Source organism: Variovorax sp. P1_H2 (assembly GCF_056405295.1).
On record NZ_JBFUCJ010000050.1, the window covers coordinates 23,686 to 44,273 of the forward strand.

The 20,588-nt window shown below is 69.2% G+C and carries 19 protein-coding genes and 1 pseudogene; 2 read left to right on the forward strand and 18 right to left on the reverse strand.

Features of this window, described 5'->3' with window-relative positions; all coding sequences use genetic code 11:
• Positions 1-3: 3 nt before the first annotated feature.
• The 18 genes from AC1D2E_RS18145 to AC1D2E_RS18230 all read right to left on the reverse strand — a co-directional run bounded on the left by AC1D2E_RS18145 (position 4) and on the right by AC1D2E_RS18230 (position 19,252).
• The gene (locus AC1D2E_RS18145) at positions 4-1,461 is read right to left on the reverse strand and encodes a UDP-N-acetylmuramoyl-tripeptide--D-alanyl-D-alanine ligase (protein WP_478198678.1); all 1,458 of its coding nucleotides are present in this window, start codon (positions 1,459-1,461) and stop codon (positions 4-6) included.
• Positions 1,458-2,966 (reverse strand): UDP-N-acetylmuramoyl-L-alanyl-D-glutamate--2,6-diaminopimelate ligase, encoded by a 1,509-nt coding sequence (locus AC1D2E_RS18150; RefSeq protein WP_478198679.1) that lies wholly within the window; start codon positions 2,964-2,966, stop codon positions 1,458-1,460. The genes AC1D2E_RS18145 and AC1D2E_RS18150 overlap by 4 nt, the downstream gene beginning before the upstream one ends.
• Complete coding sequence (locus AC1D2E_RS18155; RefSeq protein WP_478198680.1) at positions 2,966-4,714, reverse strand: peptidoglycan D,D-transpeptidase FtsI family protein; 1,749 nt, start codon at positions 4,712-4,714, stop codon at positions 2,966-2,968. The genes AC1D2E_RS18150 and AC1D2E_RS18155 overlap by 1 nt, the downstream gene beginning before the upstream one ends.
• The gene (gene ftsL / locus AC1D2E_RS18160) at positions 4,714-5,055 is read right to left on the reverse strand and encodes a cell division protein FtsL (protein ID WP_478198681.1); all 342 of its coding nucleotides are present in this window, start codon (positions 5,053-5,055) and stop codon (positions 4,714-4,716) included. Before ftsL ends, AC1D2E_RS18155 begins: the two co-directional genes overlap by 1 nt.
• A gap of 89 nt (positions 5,056-5,144) precedes the next feature.
• Positions 5,145-6,068: a 16S rRNA (cytosine(1402)-N(4))-methyltransferase RsmH gene (gene rsmH / locus AC1D2E_RS18165; RefSeq protein WP_478198682.1), complete on the reverse strand. Its 924-nt coding sequence runs from the start codon at positions 6,066-6,068 to the stop codon at positions 5,145-5,147.
• 8 nt (positions 6,069-6,076) lie between these two features.
• Positions 6,077-6,505, reverse strand: coding sequence for a division/cell wall cluster transcriptional repressor MraZ (mraZ, locus tag AC1D2E_RS18170; RefSeq protein ID WP_478198693.1), 429 nt, complete (start codon positions 6,503-6,505; stop codon positions 6,077-6,079).
• A 514-nt stretch (positions 6,506-7,019) separates the two neighbouring features.
• Complete coding sequence (gene hslU, locus AC1D2E_RS18175) at positions 7,020-8,342, reverse strand: ATP-dependent protease ATPase subunit HslU (RefSeq protein ID WP_478198683.1); 1,323 nt, start codon at positions 8,340-8,342, stop codon at positions 7,020-7,022.
• 17 nt (positions 8,343-8,359) lie between these two features.
• Entirely contained in the window at positions 8,360-8,908 is a 549-nt protein-coding gene (hslV, locus tag AC1D2E_RS18180; RefSeq protein WP_478173318.1) for an ATP-dependent protease subunit HslV, read from the reverse strand.
• A gap of 52 nt (positions 8,909-8,960) precedes the next feature.
• A complete protein-coding gene (locus AC1D2E_RS18185) occupies positions 8,961-10,520 on the reverse strand; it encodes an STAS domain-containing protein (RefSeq protein WP_478198684.1) in 1,560 nt (519 codons plus the stop codon).
• A 31-nt stretch (positions 10,521-10,551) separates the two neighbouring features.
• On the reverse strand, positions 10,552-11,352 hold the full coding sequence (gene dksA, locus AC1D2E_RS18190; RefSeq protein WP_478198694.1) for an RNA polymerase-binding protein DksA: 801 nt from the start codon (positions 11,350-11,352) through the stop codon (positions 10,552-10,554).
• Between the two features lie 280 nt (positions 11,353-11,632).
• The gene (locus tag AC1D2E_RS18195) at positions 11,633-12,679 is read right to left on the reverse strand and encodes a CobW family GTP-binding protein (RefSeq protein WP_478198685.1); all 1,047 of its coding nucleotides are present in this window, start codon (positions 12,677-12,679) and stop codon (positions 11,633-11,635) included.
• 95 nt (positions 12,680-12,774) lie between these two features.
• Positions 12,775-13,977: a class I SAM-dependent rRNA methyltransferase gene (locus AC1D2E_RS18200; RefSeq protein ID WP_478198686.1), complete on the reverse strand. Its 1,203-nt coding sequence runs from the start codon at positions 13,975-13,977 to the stop codon at positions 12,775-12,777.
• On the reverse strand, positions 13,974-14,975 hold the full coding sequence (locus tag AC1D2E_RS18205; RefSeq protein WP_478198687.1) for a tyrosine recombinase XerC: 1,002 nt from the start codon (positions 14,973-14,975) through the stop codon (positions 13,974-13,976). The genes AC1D2E_RS18200 and AC1D2E_RS18205 overlap by 4 nt, the downstream gene beginning before the upstream one ends.
• A 156-nt stretch (positions 14,976-15,131) precedes the next feature.
• Positions 15,132-15,740 (reverse strand): YdcF family protein, encoded by a 609-nt coding sequence (locus AC1D2E_RS18210; protein WP_478198688.1) that lies wholly within the window; start codon positions 15,738-15,740, stop codon positions 15,132-15,134.
• Positions 15,737-16,426 (reverse strand): DUF484 family protein, encoded by a 690-nt coding sequence (locus AC1D2E_RS18215; protein ID WP_478173325.1) that lies wholly within the window; start codon positions 16,424-16,426, stop codon positions 15,737-15,739. The genes AC1D2E_RS18210 and AC1D2E_RS18215 overlap by 4 nt, the downstream gene beginning before the upstream one ends.
• Positions 16,423-17,298: a diaminopimelate epimerase gene (dapF, locus tag AC1D2E_RS18220; RefSeq protein WP_478198689.1), complete on the reverse strand. Its 876-nt coding sequence runs from the start codon at positions 17,296-17,298 to the stop codon at positions 16,423-16,425. The genes AC1D2E_RS18215 and dapF overlap by 4 nt, the downstream gene beginning before the upstream one ends.
• 142 nt (positions 17,299-17,440) lie before the next feature.
• The gene (locus AC1D2E_RS18225; RefSeq protein ID WP_478198690.1) at positions 17,441-17,941 is read right to left on the reverse strand and encodes an ABC transporter ATP-binding protein; all 501 of its coding nucleotides are present in this window, start codon (positions 17,939-17,941) and stop codon (positions 17,441-17,443) included.
• A gap of 111 nt (positions 17,942-18,052) precedes the next feature.
• Positions 18,053-19,252 (reverse strand): amidohydrolase family protein, encoded by a 1,200-nt coding sequence (locus AC1D2E_RS18230; protein ID WP_478198691.1) that lies wholly within the window; start codon positions 19,250-19,252, stop codon positions 18,053-18,055.
• A gap of 180 nt (positions 19,253-19,432) precedes the next feature.
• Between AC1D2E_RS18230 and AC1D2E_RS18235 the strand changes: the two genes are divergently transcribed.
• Both AC1D2E_RS18235 and AC1D2E_RS18240 read left to right on the forward strand, forming a co-directional pair.
• The gene (locus AC1D2E_RS18235; RefSeq protein ID WP_478198692.1) at positions 19,433-20,053 is read left to right on the forward strand and encodes a hypothetical protein; all 621 of its coding nucleotides are present in this window, start codon (positions 19,433-19,435) and stop codon (positions 20,051-20,053) included.
• Positions 20,054-20,124: 71 nt separating this feature from the next.
• Positions 20,125-20,588, forward strand: a pseudogene (locus AC1D2E_RS18240) (intradiol ring-cleavage dioxygenase); the annotation flags it as partial.

Genomic DNA, 20,588 nt, shown 5'->3' on the forward strand with positions numbered 1-20,588 from the left:
GACTCATGCGCCATGACCGGCCTCCTTGTCTTGTTGTCGTGATTCGGCCCAGCCGGTGACGGCCTGGACCACGCGCTCCATCTGCATGAAGCGCGAGCCCTTGACCAGCACGCTCGCAAGCTGCGGCAACTGCGCCTGGACGGCGGCGTTGAGCGAATCGATGTCTTCGAAATGCCGGCCCTCTCCGGCAGGGCCGGCCCCGCGATAGGCGGCGATGCTGTGCGCCGACTCGCGGCCGAGCGCGAACACCGCCTCGATGCCGCGCTCGCGGGCCCGCAAGCCGATCTCGGAATGGAACTGCGGCCCCTGGTCGCCGACCTCGCCCATGTCGCCGATCACCAGCAGGCGCGGGCCCGGCAGCGCGGCGAGGACGTCGATCGCCGCCAGCATGGAATCGGGATTGGCGTTGTAGGTGTCGTCGACCAGCGTGATCGAGCGCTGGCCCGCGAGCGGCAGTGCGATCGCCCTGGAGCGGCCCTTGACCGGTTCGAAGGCCGACAGGCCGTCGGCGATCCGCTCCAGCGAGACGCCGCTGGCGAGCGCGCAGGCGATCGCCGCCAGCGCATTGACGACGTTGTGCCGGCCGGCGATGCGCAGCGTGAAGCGCAGGTCGCCCAGCGGCGTGCGGGCACCGACCTGCCAGGCACCGTCCACCCAGTCGGCCGCCACCAGCGCGATGTCGGCGCCGGCCTGCTCGCCGAAGCTCAGGCAGCGGCGCGATGCACCCCGCTGCGCGATCTCCTTCCACAGGGGCGTGAATGCGTCTGCGTACGGGAAGACCGCGGTGCCCTGCGGCGGCAGCGCCTCGAACACCGCTGCGTTCTCGCGTGCCACGGCCTCGACCGTGGCCATGAACTCCTGGTGCTCGCGCTGCGCGTTGTTGACCAATGCGATGGTCGGCCGCGCGATCCGCGCCAGCCGCTCGATCTCGCCCGGATGGTTCATGCCGAGTTCGACCACCGAGCGCTGGTGCCGCCGACGCAGGCGCAGCAGGGTCAGCGGCACGCCGATCTCGTTGTTGAAGTTGCCGGCCGTGGCCAGCGCGCCCTCGCCGCAGGCGGCACGCAGGATCGACGCGATCATCTGCGTCACGGTGGTCTTGCCGTTGCTGCCGGTGACCGCGATCAGCGGCAGTTCGAACTGGGCGCGCCAGCCCGCCGACAGCGCACCGAGCGCGCTCAGGCTGTCGGGGACTTCGAGGCCCGCCAGGCCTGCGGCCTCGAGGCCGCCATGGGCGATCGCGGCGACGGCGCCGCGGGCCCGGGCATCGGCCAGGAACTGGTTGGCATCGAAGCGCTCGCCCTTCAGTGCGACGAACAGGTCACCGGCCGCCAGGGTGCGGGTGTCGGTGTGGACGCGCTGGATCGGCGTCGCGGGGTCGCCGACCAGGCGCGCACCGGGGATCCATGCCAGGGCCTGGCCAAGGGTCATCATGGGCGTCGCTGCGGGCGTGTCGCTCATGCGCCGCTCCTTGCCGTGAGCGCATCGAGCGCATGGATCCGGTCCGAGAACGCGATCCGCTCGCCGGCGATTTCCTGCCAGGCCTCGTGGCCGCGGCCGGCGAGCAGCACGACGTCTTCCGGCCGGGCCTGGGCCAGCGTCTCGGCGATCGCACGCGCACGGTCGGGCTCGACCTGCGCGGCTTCGGGCCGCGCCAGCCCGAGCAGGATCTGGCTGATGATCGCCGACGGCCTCTCGCTGCGCGGGTTGTCGCTGGTCACGACCACGCGGTCGGCCTGCGACTCGGCCACCGCGGCCATCATCGGGCGCTTGGCGCTGTCGCGGTCGCCGCCGCAGCCGAACAGGCACCACAGCGCGCCGCCGCGCTGCCGCGCCAGCGGCCGCAGGCCGGCCAGTGCCTTGTCGAGCGCGTCGGGCGTGTGCGCGTAATCGACCACCGCCAGCGGCCGGCCGGGCAGGCTCAGGCGCTCCATGCGGCCCGGCACGCTCTCGAGCCCGGCGCAGGCCTGCACGGCCGCATCGAGCGGCAGGCCGAGCGCGCGCAGGGCGCCCAGCACGCCGAGCAGGTTGGCAACGTTGTACTGGCCGATCAGCGAGGTCGCGAGACGCTGAGCCGGCACGCCTTCCTCGATCACCGAAAAATTGAGGCCCCGGGCGTCGTAGCCGATGTCGTCCGCCCGCAGCCGGGCCGGGGCGCCCTCGGCCGACACCGTCCAGACATCGAGCGCGCCGACACCGCGCTCGATCAGGTTGGCAACCAGCGCCGCGCCGTGCACGTCGTCGATGTTGACCACCGCGGCGCGCAGGCCGGGCCAGCGGAACAGTTCGGCCTTGGCTTCCCAGTAGGCCTCCATGCTGCGGTGGTAGTCCAGGTGGTCCTGGGTGAAATTGGTGAACACCGCCACCGCGATCCGGCTGCCGTCGAGCCGGCGTTCGGCAATGCCGATCGACGAGGCCTCGACCGCGCAGGCGCCGAAACCGCGGTCGACGAAGGTGCGCAGTTCGCGCTGCAGCATGACGGGATCGGGCGTCGTGAGCCCGGTGTAGGTCAGCTCGGGCGGCACGCCGATGCCCAGCGTGCCGACCACGGCACAGGGCGAACGCCCGGCATCGGCCGGCCGCGACGACAGCGCCTGCGCCAGCCACCAGGCGGTCGAGGTCTTGCCGTTGGTGCCGGTGACAGCGATCAGATCGAGTTCGGCCGAGGGCGTGTCGTAGTAGGCGGCCGCGATCGGCCCGGTCGCGGCCTTGAGGCCGGCGTAGGTGGCGATCGCCTCGCCATCGAAGCCGAAGGCCGCGCTGCCCTCCTGCTCGACCAGGCAGGCCGCGGCGCCCTTCGCCAGCGCGCCGGCGACGAAACGCCGGCCGTCGGTCGCGGCCCCGGGCCAGGCGATGAAGCCGTCGCCCGCGCCGACCGCGCGGCTGTCGGCATGCAGCGCGCCGCGCACGCGCGAGCGCAGCCAGGCGGCGGCTTCGGCGGGGTTGTGCAGCGTCGTCACGGCCATCAGAAACTCTCTTCCACGCCCTTGGTCACGACCAGGGGTTTGACTGCCAGATCGGGCGCCACGTTCATCATGCGCAGGGTCTGCTGCACGACCTCGCTGAACACCGGCGCCGCCACCAGGCCGCCGAAGTACTGGCCGTTGCTGGGCTCGTCGATCATCACCGCGACGATGATGCGCGGCTTCTCGATCGGCGCCATGCCGGTGAACCAGGCGCGGTACTTGTTGCTCGCATAGCCCCTGCCGACCTGCTTGTGCGCGGTGCCGGACTTGCCGCCCACCGAATAGCCGATGGTCTGCGCCAGCGGACCGGTGCCGCCCGGGCCGGCCGCCATCTGCAGCATCTTGCGCACCGCGAGCGCGTTCTGGGCCGAGAACACCTTGACCCCGGCCGCCGGCTCGCTGCTCTTGAGGATCGTCGCCGGGATGATGTCGCCGTCGTGCGCGAAGGCGGTGTACGAATGCGCCATCTGGAACAGCGAGGCCGACAGGCCGTACCCGTAGGCCATGGTGGCCTGCTCGACCGGCTTCCACGACTTCCAGGGCCGCAGGCGGCCGGTGACCGCACCGGGGAACTGGATCTGCGGCTTCTGGCCGTAGCCGAGCGCGGTGTAGGTGTCCCACATCTCGCGCGGCGTCATCTTCTGCGCGATCTTGAGGGCGCCGATGTTGCTCGACTTCTGGATCACGCCCTCGACCGTCAGCGCGCCGTAGTTGTGGGTGTCGCTGATCGTGAAGCCGCCGATGCTCATGCGCCCGGGCGCGGTGGAGATCACGGTCTGCGGCGTCACGCGGCCGGCTTCCAGCGCCATGCCGACCGTCACCGGCTTCATGGTCGAGCCGGGCTCGAAGACGTCGGTCAGCGCGCGGTTGCGCAGCTGTTCGCCGGTCAGGTTCTGCCGCTTGTCGGGGACGTAGCTCGGGTAGTTGGCCAGCGCCAGCACCTCGCCGGTGATGGCGTCCAGCACCACCACGCTGCCGGCCTTGGCCTTGTGCATGGTCACGGCGTCGCGCAGCTTCTGGTAGGCGAAGAACTGCACCTTGCTGTCGACGCTGAGCTGGATGTCCTTGCCGTCCACCGGCGGCACCTGCTCGCCGACGCCTTCGACCACGCGGCCGAGGCGGTCCTTGATGACGCGGCGCGAGCCTGTCTTGCCGGCCAGGTCCTTGTTGAAGGCCAGCTCGATGCCTTCCTGGCCGTGGTCCTCGACATTGGTGAAGCCGACCACGTGCGCGGCCGCCTCGCCCTCGGGGTACTGGCGCTTGTATTCCTTGCGCTGGTAGATGCCCTTGATATTGAGTGCCGCGATCTGCTTGGCGATCGGCTCGTCGACCTGGCGCTTGACCCAGACGAAGGTCTTGTCCTCGTCCTCGAGCTTCTTGTCGAAGTCCTTCTGCGGCATCTCGAGCAGCTTGGCCACCTGCTTGAGCTTGGCCTTGACCTCCGGGTCGTCGCGCTCGATGTCTTCGGGGATCGCCCAGATGCTCGGTGCCACCACGCTGGAGGCCAGCAGCAGGCCGTTGCGGTCGAGGATGCGGCCGCGGTTGGCGGGCAGCTCGAGCGTGCGCGTGAAGCGGACCTCGCCCTGGCGCTGGAAGAAGTCGTTGTCAAGCACCTGCACGTAGGCCGCGCGGGCCGCCAGCAGCATGAAGCCGCCGGCGATCGCCGCGACGATGAACTTGCTGCGCCAGACCGGCGTCTTGCTGGCAAGCAAGGGGCTGGTCGTGTACTGGACGCTGCGGCGCGGCATCAGTGCGCTCCCTTCGACTGTGCGGCGCGGCCTGGCGGCGTCGCCGACGCAGGCGCCACCACCGCGGGAATCACGGTGCCGTCGGCGCGGACGTACTGCGTGATGGCGGGCGTGGTGGTGCGCATCCTGAGCTGCTCCTTGGCCAGCTTCTCGACCCGCAGCGGCGTCGCCTGGGCCCGCTTCTCGACCTGCAGCCGGTCGCGGTCGAGCTCCAGGCGGCGGGCCTCGAGCTCGATGCGGTGCAGCTCGGTGAAGAGCTGGYGCGACAGGTACTGCGTATGGACGAGGTAGACCGCCGAGCCGAGCACGGCCAGCAGGAGAAGCAGGTTGAGCCGGGCCATGTCAGAGCCCGCCCGGCCGCCCGAAGGGCACTGAACGCCCCCTCGGGGGGCAGCGATACACGAAGTGATGAGCGTGGGGGCGCTTCATTTCAGCCCTCCCCGGTGCGCTCGGCCACGCGCAGGATCGCGCTGCGCGAGCGCGGATTGCCTTCCACCTCGGCCTTCGAGGGCTTGATGCGCGCCAACGCCTTGAGCTTCATCGCCTTCGGCGCGGCAAAGGGCGCGCGGCGGTCGTAGACCTCCTTCGAGTGCCGGGCGATGAATTGCTTCACGATGCGGTCTTCCAGCGAATGGAAGCTGATCACCGCGAGCCGGCCCTGGGGCTGCAGCACGGTCAGGCTGGCCTCTAGCGCCTGTTGCAGCTCTTCAAGCTCGGCGTTGATGAAAATCCGAAGAGCCTGAAATGTGCGCGTTGCAGGGTTCTGGCCCGGCTCGCGGGTTTTGACCGCGCCAGCCACGAGCTCGGCCAGCTCGGCGGTGGTTGAAATTGGGCCCCGTTCTTGTCGGCGAGCAACAATCGCCTTTGCAATCTGAACAGCAAACCGTTCTTCGCCATAGTCACGAATCACCTCCGCAATCTGCTGAGCCTCGGCTGTGGCCAGCCATTCGGACACGCTCTCGCCGCGCGTGGTGTCCATGCGCATGTCGAGCGGCCCGTCGAAACGAAAAGAAAAACCCCGAGCGGGGTTGTCGATCTGGGGAGAGCTGACACCGAGGTCCATCAGCAGGCCGGCCACACTGGCCGGCGGCAGCTCCCCCAGATCCTTGAAGCCCTGGTGGCGGATGGAAAAACGCGCATCCTCGATGCGCGCTGCTTCGGCCACCGCTTCCGCGTCCTTGTCGAACGCGATCAACCGGCCCGTCGGCCCCAGCCTGGCCAGAATGGCGCGGGAATGGCCGCCGCGCCCGAAAGTCGCATCCACGTAGGTGCCGGTCGCCTGCGAAGCGTCCGGGATCAGCGCCTTCACCGCCTCTTCCAACAAGACGGTCGTATGGGTCCACGGTTGTTCCACTGCGCGCCTCAGAACGAAAAGTCCTGGAAGACATCCKGCATCTGGCCCTGCGTGGCCTCGGCCTCCTTGGCCTCGTAGCTTGCCTTGTCCCAGAGTTCGAAGTGGTTGCCCATGCCGAGCAGCAGGGCGTCGCGCGAAATGCCGGCGGCGGCGCGCAGTTCGGGCGAGACCAGCACGCGGCCGGTACCGTCCATCTCGACGTCCATCGCATTGCCGAGGAAGACCCGCTTCCACCACTGCGCCGACATCGGCAGCGCGGCGATGCGCTCGCGGAACTTCTCCCATTCGGGACGCGGGAACAGCATCAGGCAGCCATGCGGGTGCTTGGTGATCGTGAGTTGGCCGGCCGCGGTCGCGCTCAGGACGTCACGGTGCCGGGTCGGCACGGAGAGCCGCCCCTTGGCATCCAGACTGAGCGATGAAGCGCCTTGAAACACGACCACGAGACCCCGGTGTTGGGAGGTGTCGCGAGGCCCGAATCAGGCCTTGCTGGACACTTTTTCCCACTTAACTGCACTTTTTTCCACTGTAGCAGGAAACACCTACCGCGCAACCAGGCGTCACGGGTATTTTTTGTAATGGAATCAACGACTTAGCGATGTTTTTGCAAGCTCAAAAACGCCGAATTCTGTTGCAAATGAAGCACTTAGCTCACGCAATGAAAGTAATGCAAGAGATAGGCTCGCCCCCAGGTTGGCTCACTGCGTGTAGCCGCCCACCCCCTACCGGGGGCAACACCAGCGGCCCGGCAAAGCCGGTTCCGCGGTGTTTCACCAACGGGCCTGGCTGCGCCGGCCAGTAAGAAGCGACGCACTGTTTTCGACGGCGGCGCGCAGCGCTCGCCTGTTCGGGGGCAGTCGCGGAACCGGCTTTGCCGGGCCGCTGACTGCGCCCCCGGCAGGGGGTGGGAGGGCTACACGCAGTGAGCCCGACCTGGGGGCGAGCCAATTTTCAGAGGATGAATCGAGAAAGGTCTTCGTCGTGACTGAGTGCCTGAAGGCGCTGATCCACATAGGCGGCATCGATGTGCACTGCTTGGCCGTCCAACCTGGCGGCATCAAAACTGACTTCGTCGAGCAAACGCTCCATCACGGTCGACAACCGGCGGGCGCCGATGTTCTCGGTCCGTTCGTTGACCTCGAAGGCGATGTTGGCCAATCGCGTGATGCCCTCGGGCGTGAACTCGAGCGTGACGCCCTCCGTGGCCAGCAGCGCCTGGTACTGCCTGACCAGCGAGGCCTGGGTCTGAGTCAGGATGCCCTCGAAATCGGCCACCGACAGCGACTGCAGTTCGACCCGGATCGGGAAACGGCCCTGCAGCTCGGGAATCAGGTCGCTCGGCTTGCTCAGGTGGAAGGCGCCGCTGGCGATGAACAGGATGTGGTCGGTGCGCACCACGCCGTACTTGGTGCTGACCGCAGTGCCCTCGACCAGCGGCAGCAGGTCGCGCTGCACGCCCTGGCGCGAGACATCCGCGCCCTGGGCCTCGTTGCGGCTCGCCACCTTGTCGATCTCGTCAATGAAGACGATGCCGTTCTGCTCGGCATTGTGGATCGCCTGGGTGCGGATCTCGTCCTCGTTGACCAGCTTGGCGGCTTCCTCGTCGATCAGCAGGCGCATCGCCTCGGCGATCTTGAGCTTGCGGTTCTTGCGCTTGGTCTGGCCGAGCTGGCCGAACATGCTGCGCAGCTGCTCGGTCATTTCCTCCATGCCCGCCGGGCCCATGATCTCCAGGGGCTGGCGGGTCTCCGCGAGGTCGATCTCGATCTCCTTGTCGTCGAGCTCGTGCTCGCGCAGCTTCTTGCGGAAGGCCTGGCGGGTCGGGCTGGAGGTGTCGCTCGTTGCGCCGTCGGGCAGGCGCGCGGGCGGCAGCAGGACGTCGAGGATGCGTTCTTCGGCGGCATCCTCGGCCCGCATGCGGACCTTGGCGCTCTCGGCCTCGCGGGTCTGCTTGATCGCGATCTCGGCCAGGTCGCGGATGATCGAGTCGACGTCCTTGCCGACGTAGCCGACCTCGGTGAATTTCGTCGCTTCCACCTTGATGAAGGGGGCATCGGCCAGCCGGGCCAGCCGGCGTGCGATCTCGGTCTTGCCGACCCCGGTGGGGCCGATCATGAGGATGTTCTTGGGCGTGATCTCGGCGCGCAGCTTCTCCTCGACCTGCTGGCGGCGCCAGCGGTTGCGCAGCGCGATCGCGACCGAACGCTTGGCCTGGGACTGCCCGACGATGTGGCGATCGAGTTCGGAGACGATTTCCTGGGGGGTCATGGACATGAAGGGGCTCGCGCTTCTCAGAGGGTCTCGACCGTGTGGTGCATGTTGGTGTAAATGCAGAGATCGGCGGCGATCTCCAGCGCTTTCTTCACGATCTGCTCGGCCGGCAACTCGGAGTTCTCGACCAGCGCCTTGGCCGCGGCCTGCGCGTAGGCGCCGCCGGATCCGATCGCGATGATGCCGTTCTCGGGTTCCAGCACGTCGCCGTTGCCGGTGATGATCAGCGAGGTGGTGGCGTCGGCCACCGCCAGCATGGCCTCGAGACGGCGCAGCACGCGGTCGGTGCGCCAGTCCTTGGTCAGCTCGATCGCCGCCCGGGCCAGGTGTCCCTGGTGCTTCTCGAGCTTGGCCTCGAAACGCTCGAACAGCGTGAAAGCGTCGGCGGTCGCGCCCGCGAAGCCGGCCAGCACCTTGCCGTGGTAGAGCCGGCGCACCTTGCGCGCCGTGCCCTTGATGACGATGTTGCCGAGCGTGACCTGGCCGTCGCCGCCGATGGCGACCTGGTCGGCGGCCCCGGCCACCTTGCGCCGGACGCTGATAATCGTGGTTCCGTGAAATTGTTCCATCGAAGCAATCTCAGGGCAAAGGCCCGGATCTCAACCCCGGCAGCCGCCGAAGTCAGTCTTTTCTGAGGACGACCGAGGCGTGGTCGGCGATGCCGATGACTTCGAAGAAAGCCGCCACCAGGCGGTGGGCGTCGACGAACTGGAGCTTCTGGCCGCGGCCGTGGTGGTCGGTGACCCAGTTGAGCAGGGTGCCGGCGGCGGCAAAATCGATCCGCACCAGGGCCGCACAGGAAACGGTGGGCGTCGTCGAATCGGCCAGCTCCGCATCGAGACGCTGCCAGGTCGAGAGCGATTCCCCGACCAGGTCGCCGACCAGCAGGCTGGGGCCCGCGCTCGCCGCGGCCGGCGCTGCGCCGCCGGAATCGATCGAGGCCCCCCTGTCAGCAGGCTTCGCCGCCGGAAAGGCGTCCAGCGACCCATAGTTGCCCTTGGGATCCTCCCAGGGCGGCGGCGACACCTCGTAGGTAATGCAGTAGTTGAGCGCCAGCAATTCGAATTCGTCGGCCCGGTGCATCATGCGCAAGGCCGCCATGTGCAGCTGCCACCAGACCGCATCGACGCCCCGGTCGTTGGCCGGCGTGGCTTCGGCGAGCACCAGCAGGAGACGGTCGGCGGCGCGAAAACGCAGCTGTACCGTGGAATCGGCCCAATGGGTGAACAAGGCCCGCAGCGGCCCGGCGGCATCGGGCTCGATGGCATCGAGCGCGCTCCAGTCGAGCCGCCAGGACGGACCTGCGGCGCCGAGCGCGCGCGTCAGGCCGATCAGGCCCTGGCGCGAGAGCCGCGGCGGGCTGGCCCAGTCGGCATCAYTGGCCGCGACCGGTGGCGGCTCGAGCGGGCCCGCCGTCGAGGCACGGGCCGAATTCGCCAGGGCGCGGAACGACATCCACTCGGGCGCGGCCTGCTTCATGCGCTGTGCATAGCGGGTGCTGGCGGCCACGAACTTCTCGGCATCGCCGATGGCACGGTAGAGGTCGAGCAGCGTCCGCCAGGTGTCGTCTTGTTCGGCGGTCGGGCTGTCGGGCGCCAGCGCCTGCAGCAGGATCGCCTCGGCGCCCGCATCGTCGCCGTGGGCGTAGCGGATCGCGGCTTCCTCGATGCTGCCGTCGTGCGCCGGCAGCTGGACCTGCAGGCCCTGGACCCCGCCCTGCGGCACGCCGGGCACGGTGTCGGCATAGGCGCGCGCGTGCTGCTCGGCCATGTGCGAACCGTCGGCGGACGCACCCCCTGCGGCCGTCGCGGCGCGCGGGTCGCGGCCCTTCCACCACTGCTGGGACATCTGCTCTTCGATCTCGTCGATCTTCTTGAGCGTGAGCGCCCTGCCCTCCGATTTGCCGGAGGTGCTGCTGACATTGAAGGAAGACGGCGTGGCCGCCGGGTCGCGCCCGCCGGCCGCCTCGCGCTGGCGCAGCTTGCGCAGCATGTCGAACTCGCGGCGGCGCACGAAGTCGTTGCGCTGCCGCCGCTCGATCATTTCCTTGAGCATTTCACGGCTGTAGCCGTTTTCGAGCGTCGACGACTCGTCGGCGTCGAGCTCGGACCAATCCTTCAGGGGATTGCGAACGAACTTCGCCACCTTCGACAGCAAGCGACCGGAATCTTCCTTGGCCATGCGCAGCGTCTCCGTCCGATTTCTCCCGTGATCAGTCGCCGAACATTTTCTGCTTGAGTTCGCGGCGCTGCTGCGCTTCGAGCGACAGCGTGGCGGTCGGGCGGGCCAGCAGGCGGCCGACGCCGATCGGCTCGCCGGTCTCGTCGCAGTAGCCATAGTCGCCGGCATCGATGCGCTGGATCGACTGCTCGATCTTCTTCAGCAGCTTGCGCTCGCGGTCACGGGTGCGCAGTTCGAGCGCATGCTCTTCCTCGATGGTGGCGCGATCGGCCGGATCGGGCACGACCACCGTGTCCTCGCGCAGGTGCTCGGTGGTCTCGCCGGCATTCTCGAGGATGCCGCGCTTGAGTTCCTGCAGCTTGAGGCGGAAGAACGCCATCTGCTTCTCGTTCATGTACTCGGAATCCGGCATGGCGATCACTTCGGCGTCGCTCAGCTCCTCGGCCGACTTGGTCTTCCAGTTGTTGACCAGCTTGGGATCCTTCTTGACCGCGATCGGCGGCGGCGGCACCAGCGCGTTCGAGGTGATCTGGACGAAGCTGGACTTGGCCGCCGTGGAGGCCACCGATTGCGGCATGGAGGGGACCGTGAGCTGGGACAGCCGCGACACGCGGCCGCCGCGGGCGGGTGCGGCGGTCGTTGCGGGTGTCGCCGGGGCGGAAATGGTGGAGGCGGCAGCCGTTTTTTTCATGGGACTCGATGGTGCAGGTGGCGCGGCGGGGGCGCCGGCCGGTTTGGAAGAGGAGGTGCTCGCGGCCGCAGGGGCCGTGCTCCGGGCGGGAGACGGGGACGGCGCGGCATGCTTGGCGGAAACCTTCTTCGCCGCGGGCACAGCCTGCTTGGCAGCCACCGTCTTCTTGACGGCGGGCTTCGTCGCGGGCTTGGCGTGGGCGGCGGGTTTCTTCACGGTGACTGGCTCCTTCGATGGACTCGGACGCGCATTCAGATCATGGGTGCTCGCCGATGGCGAACCCCGGGGTTATACCCCCGAATTCGGCTCCGAAACGCGCCCGGCCCTATGCCGGAAGTCACACTCGCTCAAAGAAGGTCGATCGCAGCCCCCGGAACAGGCGCGCGATTGTATAGAGAACCCCGGGCGCGTGGCCGGAGGATCAGACCAGGCACTGGTCCAGGCCCTGTTCCAGGATCTCGCGCGGCAGGTCGATTCCGATGAACACCATGCGGCTGGTGCGCTTTTCGTCGCCGCCCCAGGCCGGGCCGAGGTCGCTGCCCATGAGCTGGTGCACGCCCTGGAAGATCACCTTGCGCTCGGTGCCCTGCATGTGCAGAACGCCCTTGTAGCGCAGCATCCGCGGTCCGTAGATGTTGACGATCGCACCCAGGAAGTCCTCCAGCCGGGCCGGATCGAAGGCCCGGTCGGAGCGATAGACGAAGCTCTTGACGTCGTCATCGTGATGGTGGTGGTGGCCATGGCCCTCGTCCGCATGCGAGGGATGGTCGCAATGCTCGCCATGGTCATGGTCGTGGTCGTGCGCCTCTTCCTCCTTGAGGAAGTCCGGGTCGATGTCCAGCTTGGCGTTGAGGTTGAAGCCGCGCAGGTCGAACACGTCCTCGATGGGGACTTCGCCGAAATGCACCTTCTGCTGCGGCGCCCGCGGGTTCATGTGCTTGAGCCGGTGGATCAGCGCGTCGGTCTCCTCCTCGGCGACCAGGTCGCTCTTGCTGATGAAGATCTGGTCGGCGAAGCCGACCTGGCGGCGCGCCTCCTGGCGGTCGTTGAGCTGCTGCGGGGCGTGCTTGGCATCGACCAGGGTCAGGATCGAGTCGAGCAAGTAGCTCTCGGCAATCTCGTCGTCCATGAAGAAGGTCTGGGCCACCGGGCCCGGGTCGGCCAGTCCGGTGGTCTCGATCACCACGCGGTCGAAGTCGAGCAGGCCCTTGCGCTTCTTGGCCGCCAGCAGCTGCAGCGCCTCGCGCAGGTCTTCGCGGATGGTGCAGCAGATGCAGCCGTTGCTCATCTGGACGATCTGCTCCTTCGACTCGGTGACCAGGATGTCGTTGTCGATGTTCTCCTCGCCGAACTCGTTCTCGATCACGGCGATCTTCTGGCCGTGGGCCTCGCTCAGGATGCGCTTGAGCAGGGTGGTCTTGCCGGAGCCGAGGAAGCCGGTGAGGATGGTGGCGGGGATGAGGGCCATGGGGATGCTCCGGGGAAACGAGGGGAACGGGGGAAACAGGCGAAGGCGGGAAGTTTAGCGACGGCCGCCCGGCCCCGCCGCGGCAGGGACAAAGCCTACTTGCGCACCACCACCAGGCCTTTCAAGTACTCGCCTTCGGGGAACTCGATGGTCATCGGATGGTCGGGCGCGGCGCCAAGGCGCTCGGTGATGTAGCCGTCGACCCCGGCATCGATGCCGGCCGAGGCGACGATCTTGTGGAACAGGTCGGCGCCGATGCCGCCCGAGCACGAGAAGGTCAGCAGATGGCCGCCCGGCGCCAGCAGCTTGAAGGCCTGCCGGTTGAGGTCCTTGTAGGCGCGCGCGGCGCGCTCGGCGTGGGCCACGGTCGGCGCGAACTTCGGCGGATCGAGCACGATGGCGTCGAACTGCCGGCCCTCGTCGACGAAGCGGCGCAGGCTGGCATTGACGTCGGCATCGAGGAATTCGGTGCGGGCCTCGTCGAAACCGTTGAGCGCCACATGGGCCCGCGCGCGCTCCAGCGCCGGCAGCGAGGAATCGATCGAGATCAGCTCGGCGCCCTCGACCGCCCCGGCCGCCTGCAGGCCGGCCAGCGCGGCGACCGTGAAGCCGCCGGTGTAGCAGAAGCAGTTCAGCACGCGGCGAAAGCGCCGCCGGGCGGCCAGTTCGGCGAAACGCCGGCGGCTGTCGCGCTGGTCGAGGTAGAAGCCGGTCTTGTGGCCGGTCGCGATGTCCAGGCCCAGCTGCCAGTCGTGCTCGCGGATCCGCAGTTCGGTCGGGCCGCTGCCGCGCAGCCAGCCGGTCTGCGGCTTCAGGCCCTCGCGCTCGCGGCCGCTGGCGTCGGAGCGCTCGTACAGTTTTTCGAGACCGGTGGCGGCGAGCAGCGCGTCGGCCAGCACGGCCTTCCAGCGCTCGACGCCGGCCGACAGGAACTGCGCCACCAGCGTGTCGCCGTAGCGATCGACGATCAGGCCCGGCAGGCCGTCGGCCTCGCCGTGCACCAGGCGCACGCCATCGCTCTGCACGTCGAACAGCTGGCGGGCGCGGACCGCCTGCGCGACCCGTGCCGCCAGGAAGGCGGCGTCGATGCGCTGCGCCTCGTCGAAGCTCCAGGCACGGGCCCGGATCTTCGAATGCGGGCTGTACGCGGCCCAGGCCAGGAAGCGGCCATCGTCGGCCTCGATGCGGACCGTCTCGCCGGCATCGCCGCCGCCCTTGGCGATCGCCGATTCGAAGACCCAGGGGTGGCGGCGCAGCAGCGAGCGCTCCTTGCCGGAGCGGAGACGGAGAAGCTTCATGGGTTCCTGCTCTTGTTCTTGCGCAGCGCGCCGCCGGTCGGCGGCGGGCCCTCGTCGCGGGCCTGGGCCCGCGGATGGGCGGCATCGTAGGCCTTGGCGAGATGCTGGAAATCCAGCCGGGTGTAGACCTGCGTGGTGGAGATGTTGGCGTGGCCCAGCAGTTCCTGCACCGCCCGCAGGTCGCTGCTGGACTGCAGCAGGTGGCTGGCGAAGGAATGCCGCAGCATGTGCGGGTGCACCGGCGCCGACAAGCCGGACTTGAGGCTGCGTCCGCGCAGCTGCTTCCAGACCGCATGGGCCGAGAAGCGGGTGCCGTTGCGGCCGATGAAGAGCGCCGCTGCGTTGCCGGGGTCGCGCAGCCGGGCGGCCTCGAGCGCCGCGCAGTCGTCGCGCAGCGCCAGCCAGGCCCGCAGCGCCTCCAGCGCCTTGCTGCCCACCGGCACGATGCGGCGCTTGCTGCCCTTGCCGAGCACGTGGGCCTCGGCGGCGTCGAGGTCGATCCAGCCGCGCGCCGTGCCGCTGGCGCGCACGTCCAGGCCGATCAGCTCGCCGACGCGCAGGCCGCAGCCATAGAGCAGCTCGACGATCGCGCGGTCGCGCGCCTCGTCCCAGGGGTCGGCCTCGGCATCGTGAAGGTCGGCCAGCCGCACCGCCTCGTCGACCGCGAGCGCCTTGGGCAGCGGCCGCGCAGCCTTCGGCGCATGGACATCCTGCACCGGGTTCGATCCGACCAAGCCTTCATTGCCGAGCCAGCGGTAGAAGCTGCGCCAGCACGAGAGCACCAGCGCGATGCCGCGCGACGCGTGGCCGGAGCCATGCAGCTGGGCCATCCAGCGCCGCACGTGGGCGGTCTGCACCTGATCGAGCGCCAACCCGGCAGCCGCGGCGTTCTGCGCCAGCGTCGCCAGGTGGATGGCGTAGAGCTCGACCGTGCGCGCCGCCAGCCGGCGCTCGACCCGCACATGCTCGAGGTACTTCTCGATCCAGTTCGAGTTCAAGATGCGGCTCCTGCCAGAAATCCGGAAACCTGCGCCTTCCGGCCGGCGCAGCCAGGCCCCTTCGTGGAACGCCGCGGAACCGGCTTCGCCGGGCCGCTGGCGTTGCCCCCGGCAGGGGGTGGGCGGCTACACGAAGTGAGCCAACCTGGGGGCGAGCTAAAAGTACCTTGCATTGTTCACGATCGCCAGCGGCTCGCGCAACGCGCCCTTGAAGGCCATGCCCCAGCGCTGCCAGCAACTGCTCGGCGCGGCCGCGAACTGGACGTCGAACAGGCGATCGAAACCGGAGGCGCGCGCCAGCCGCTCGGCTCGCCACAGGTGGTAGGGCTCGGTCACGATGACCACGCTGCGGATGCCCGCGGCCCGCAGCACGTCGCGCGACATCGACAGGTTCTCGCGGGTCGACTGCGACACCGGCTCCAGCAGCAACGCACCGGTGTAGCCCATGCTGCGCGCGTGCTGCGCCATCACTTCGGCCTCGATGCGTCCATCCTCGCTGTCGACACCGCCGGTGAACACCAGTTGGCGCACCGTGCCGGCCTTCGCCAGCGCCAGGCCGGCATCGACCCGTCCGGTCAGGCAGGGGTTCGGCCGGCCATCCTTGTAGGCCCGGTTGCCGAGGACCAGCGCCGCATCGGCGGGGCGCTGCGGCGGCTCGGCGAGACGCGCGAGCGCATGCCGCCAGACCATCAGGTGGATCGCCGCGTAGCCCGCCACCCCGATCGCCAGCGCGCCCAGGACGCCGCGCCGCAAACGCCGGTTCAAGGCCGCAAACGCGACAGCGCGCCCGAGGCCAGCTCGGCGATGCGCTCCAGGAAGTCGGTGCCCATCTCGGCATTGAAGCGCTGGGCATCGGGCGAGGCCAGCACCAGCAGGCCGAAGGCCGGCGCCTCGGGCTCGGGCCGCAGCGGGATCAGCGAAATCGACACCGCCGCCTGCGGCTCGGCCAGCCAGCCGGCGGCCTCGAAGCCGGCGTTGAGGCCGCAGTAGGGCGCGGTCAGCGAGGTGGCGAGGGCCTTGACGTCGTCGCTGACCCACTGGGCGTAGGGCTCGCCCTGGTAGGCGCTGTCGCAGTCCCAGACCTTGATGGCGGTCTGCGGAACCATGAACAGGGTCTGCAGCTGGCCGGCGATCTGCGCCGGCAATCCGCGCGGGTCGCGGGTCGTCAGCAGGCCGCGGGTCCAGCGCTGCAGGCGGTCGGCCGTGACGACGTTTTCGGTGCCGTGGCGAACCATGTCCATCACGCGATGCTCGAGCGCCTTGATCTTCTCGCGCAGCATCTCGGCCTGGCGCTCCTGCAGGCTCACGGCGCGGTTGCCGTGCGGGCTGGTCAGTTGCACCTGGCCGAGCAGTTGGGCGTGGCGCTCGAAGAAGTCGGGCGTGTTCGCGAGGTAGTTGGCGATGTCGTCTTCGGTGATCGGATTCATGGGGTTGGTGTTGATGGGGGTCATGACGGGTCCGGCACCTCGATGTCGCCCTCGAAGACGGTGACCGCCGGCCCGGTCATCAGCACCGGGGCGCCGTCGCCGGCCCATTCGATGGTGAGCAGTCCGCCATGGGTCTGGACGTCGACCCGGGCATCGAGCAGGCCGAGCCGGATGCCGGCCACCACCGCCGCGCAGGCGCCGGTCCCGCAGGCCAGGGTCTCGCCGGCGCCGCGCTCGAAAACACGCAGGCGCACCCGGGAGCGGTCGACCACCTGCATGAAGCCGGCATTGACGCGCTGCGGAAAGCGGGGATGGCGCTCGATCAGCGGGCCCTGGGCCGCGACCGGCGCGGTATCGACGTCGGCGACGATCTGCACCGCGTGCGGATTGCCCATCGACAGCACGGCGAGGGCGACGATGGCACTGCCGGCATGGGTATCGAGCGCCAGGTGCCAGGTGTGCCACCCGCCTTCAGGCTGCGGGTTGAGCCCGGCGGTGTCGAAGGGCACCCGGGCCGGATCGAAGATCGGGGCGCCCATGTCGACCGTGACCCGGCCGTCGGCGCCCATCCGCGGCTCGATCACGCCGGACAGCGTCTGCACGCGCACCGCATCCTTGGCCGTCAGCTGGCGCTCGCGCACGAAACGCATGAAGCAGCGCGCGCCGTTGCCGCATTGCTCGACCTCGCCACCGTCGGCGTTGTGGATCACGTACTGGAAGTCGATGCCTTCGGCCGGCGACGGCCGCACCGAGAGGATCTGGTCGGCGCCGACGCCGAAGTGGCGGTCGGCCAGGAAGCGGTACTGCGCGGCGTCGAGGCCGAGCGGCGCGCGGGTTTCGTCCAGCACGACGAAGTCGTTGCCGGCGCCCTGCATCTTGGTGAAGCGGATTCGCATCGGGGGATTATCCGCTGCCCCGATGCGCCCTCGGGGTCGAATCGGGTGCAGTCCCGGGCCAGGGATACCGCGGAACCGGCTTTGCCGGGCCGCTGGTATCGCCCCCTGGAGGGGGAGCGTCGCAGGCGCATCGGGGGTGGTCTCAGAACTTGCGGTTGTAGGTGAAGATGAGTCCGGCGGTCCCGAGCGTCCCGACCTGCAAGGCGTCGTCCTTGGTCAGCCGCCAGCCGATCACGGGAATGACGCCGATGCCGAAGCCGTTGTGGTTGAACGGCACGTTGTCCTCGTACTCGTCCTTGTAGCCGTAGAGGATGCCGGCCGACAGCTTGACGTAGATCGCGGGGTTGCCGAACAGCCCGTCCCAGCGATAGCCGTAATAGCCGTAGCCGGAGGCCTGGCCGAACGAATTCCGGAACGCCGAGAAACCCCACATCCAGCCGTCCTCCCGGTTGCGCTCGATGCCCAGCAGGTAGACGTGCTTGTGATCGTTCTCGTTGCTGAAGTGGACCGCGAAGGGCCCGATGACCGCTTCCCACCACCCAGAACCGGATGAATCCTGAACGTCCGTCGATTGGGCGAATGCGGCGGGCGACGCCAGGGAGAGCAAGGTGATACCAAGTAGGGCGCCGGTCCGTAATTTCATCTGGCGGGATTCTGCCCGGAAGATCATCCAAATTCCACCTTTCACACCAGGGTCATATTTGTAAGTACTTGCATCGTCTCGCCGTGTCCAAGCCCTGGGCCGACAGCGCGATCAGGTCAACGCGCCGTCGCGGGCCACGATGCGGCCGCCGGCCACCACCAGTCGGCGCACCGGACGCGCCACGATGGCCTCGGCGACGGTCCGGGCGTCGACCAGCACCAGGTCGGCGCGGTCGCCCGGCGCCAGGCCGTAGGCCGCAAAGCCGCAGCCGCGGGCGCCGGCGTGAGTGACGCAGTCGAGCGCGACGTCGAGTTCGTCGTCGCGGCGCAGGTTGTAGCGCAGGCCGATCAGCATCGCGCGCTCGAGCATGTCGGGGTTGCCGTAGGGCGACCAGGTGTCGCGGATGCCGTCGTTGCCGCCCAGCACCGTGAGGCCCGCCTGGCGACACGCCATCAACGGCGGCACGCTGCGCGACGCCGGTGCGCTGGTGATCAGCACCATGCCGAGCTGCGCCATGCGTGCGATCAACGGGTCGCGCTCCGACGGCGGCAGGTCGCCGAGGCAGAAGCCGTGGCTGATCGCGACCTGGCCCTGCATGCCGAGCGCGACGACGCGGTCCATGATCAGCCCGAGCGAGAAGGCGCCCATCGCGCCGGGCTCGTGCAGGTGAATGTCGATGCCGCAGCCGCGGCGCTCGGCGATGCCGAACAGCGTATCGAGCGAGCGCACCGGATCGCCATCGATCGCACAGGGGTCGAGCCCGCCGAGCACGTCGGCGCCCTCGGCCATCGCCTGCTCGAGCAGAGCCGCAGTGCCGGGCCGCTGCAGCAGGCCCGACTGCGGGAAGGCGACGATCTGGATCTGCTGCAGCGCCTGCAGCGCGCTGCGCGTGCGGGCCACGCCTTCGAGGTGGCGCAGCCCAGCCTGCGTATCGATGTCGACATGGGTCCGCAGCCGCGTCGTGCCCCGGGCCAGGAAAGCCCGGGCCAGCGCCAGCGACTGGCTGGCCGCGTCATGGCCGCTGGCGTGGCGAAAGGCACGCTCGTTGTCGATCTTGTCGACCAGGCGGGTGCCGACCTCGTTGCGGTACCAGTCCATGCCCCACAAGGTCTTGTCGAGATGGGTGTGGCCTTCGACCAGTCCCGGCAGCAGCAGGGCGCCGCCGCCCTCCTCCAGATCGACCTGCGTCTGCGCCGGCGCCGCCAGGGAGGCGCCGACCGCCGCGATCCGGCCGTCGCGCACGAGCAGGTCGACCGGCGCCTTGCCCAGGGGGCGAACGTTGCGGACCAGGAGGGCATGGGGCAGGGACATGGAAGGCCTCGGCGAACGGAAGACGAAGCCACGATGGTACGAGCGGCACCGACCCCGAACCGCATGCTGCACCCCGAATGCGGAGACATCTTGAAGGCCCGGCGCGGCGGGCCGATGTTGTTGCGCCAGCGCCTCAGCCAGGGACTAATGCGCGGCATCGCAACTGAATTTCGCTTTCCGATGAACCCCATCCCCGCCTGCTTCGCCCTCCTCCTCGCGCTGCTGCTCTGCCTGCCCTGGCGCCTGCTGCGACCGCGGGCCGCCGCCGCCCGACCGGCCATCGCGCGCCTTGCCCATGCGGCCGGGCCGCGCAGCCGCACCGACATCCGCCAGCTGCTGCACCAGATGTCGGAGTCGCTGCACGGCCGGCTGCAGGCGGCCGGCATGGCGCTCGAACTGAAGCTGCCGGCCGATCCGCTGCCGGTGGTGCTCGACCTCCCGGGCATGCAGGAGGTGCTGGCCCGCATCGTCGAGCTGGCGTGCCGCGCGATGCATGCCGGCAGCACGCTGCAGGTGCTCGGCCGCATCGACGGCGCCCACGCCGTCGTCAATTTCATCGATGCCGCCCCCGGCCTCGACGAGCCGCGCCTCGCGCGCTGCTTCGATGCCGCCGCCGCCCGCAGTCCGCGCTGGCGCAGCGATCTCGACGCCATCGCGAGCGTCGCGCTCTGCGAACAGATCGTGAGCGATCACCGCGGGCGGATCTATGCCGCTCCGTCGCCGCTCGGCAGCCTCGGCATCACGCTGAGACTGCCGCTGGAACGCCAGGCCGCCGGCGCCGCGCGCCTCCAGGGCCTGTGACTGCACACGATTTCTCCCAGATCGTGGCGCACAGTCGCAGCCGCGCGAGTTCCGCGCAGGAGGAAACACACATGCCCGATTCCCTGTCCCCGATGCCCGCAGCCGGCCGCCGCCAGGCGCTCGGCGCGCTCGGCTCCCTGGGCCTGCTGACGCTGGCCGGCTGCGGCGGCGGAGGCGCTGCCGGCAGTACCGGCACGTCGACCCTGTCGACGGCCCTGGCAACGAGCGCCAGCACCGCCACGGACAGCGCCACGGCGGCCGAAACGGCGGCAGCCACGACGTCCGCCACCACCAGCAGCTGCCAGGTCGTGCCCGAGGAAACGGCCGGCCCCTACCCCGCGGACGGCTCGACGGCCAGCAACAACAACTACAACGTGCTGGCACTCGCCGGCATCGTGCGCTCGGACATCCGCACCAACGTCGGCAGCAGCGTCCAGGTGGGGGGTGCACCGCTGACGCTCTCGATCACGCTGACCAACACGCAGTCCGCCTGCGCGCCGCTGGCGGGCTATGCGATCTACCTGTGGCATTGCAC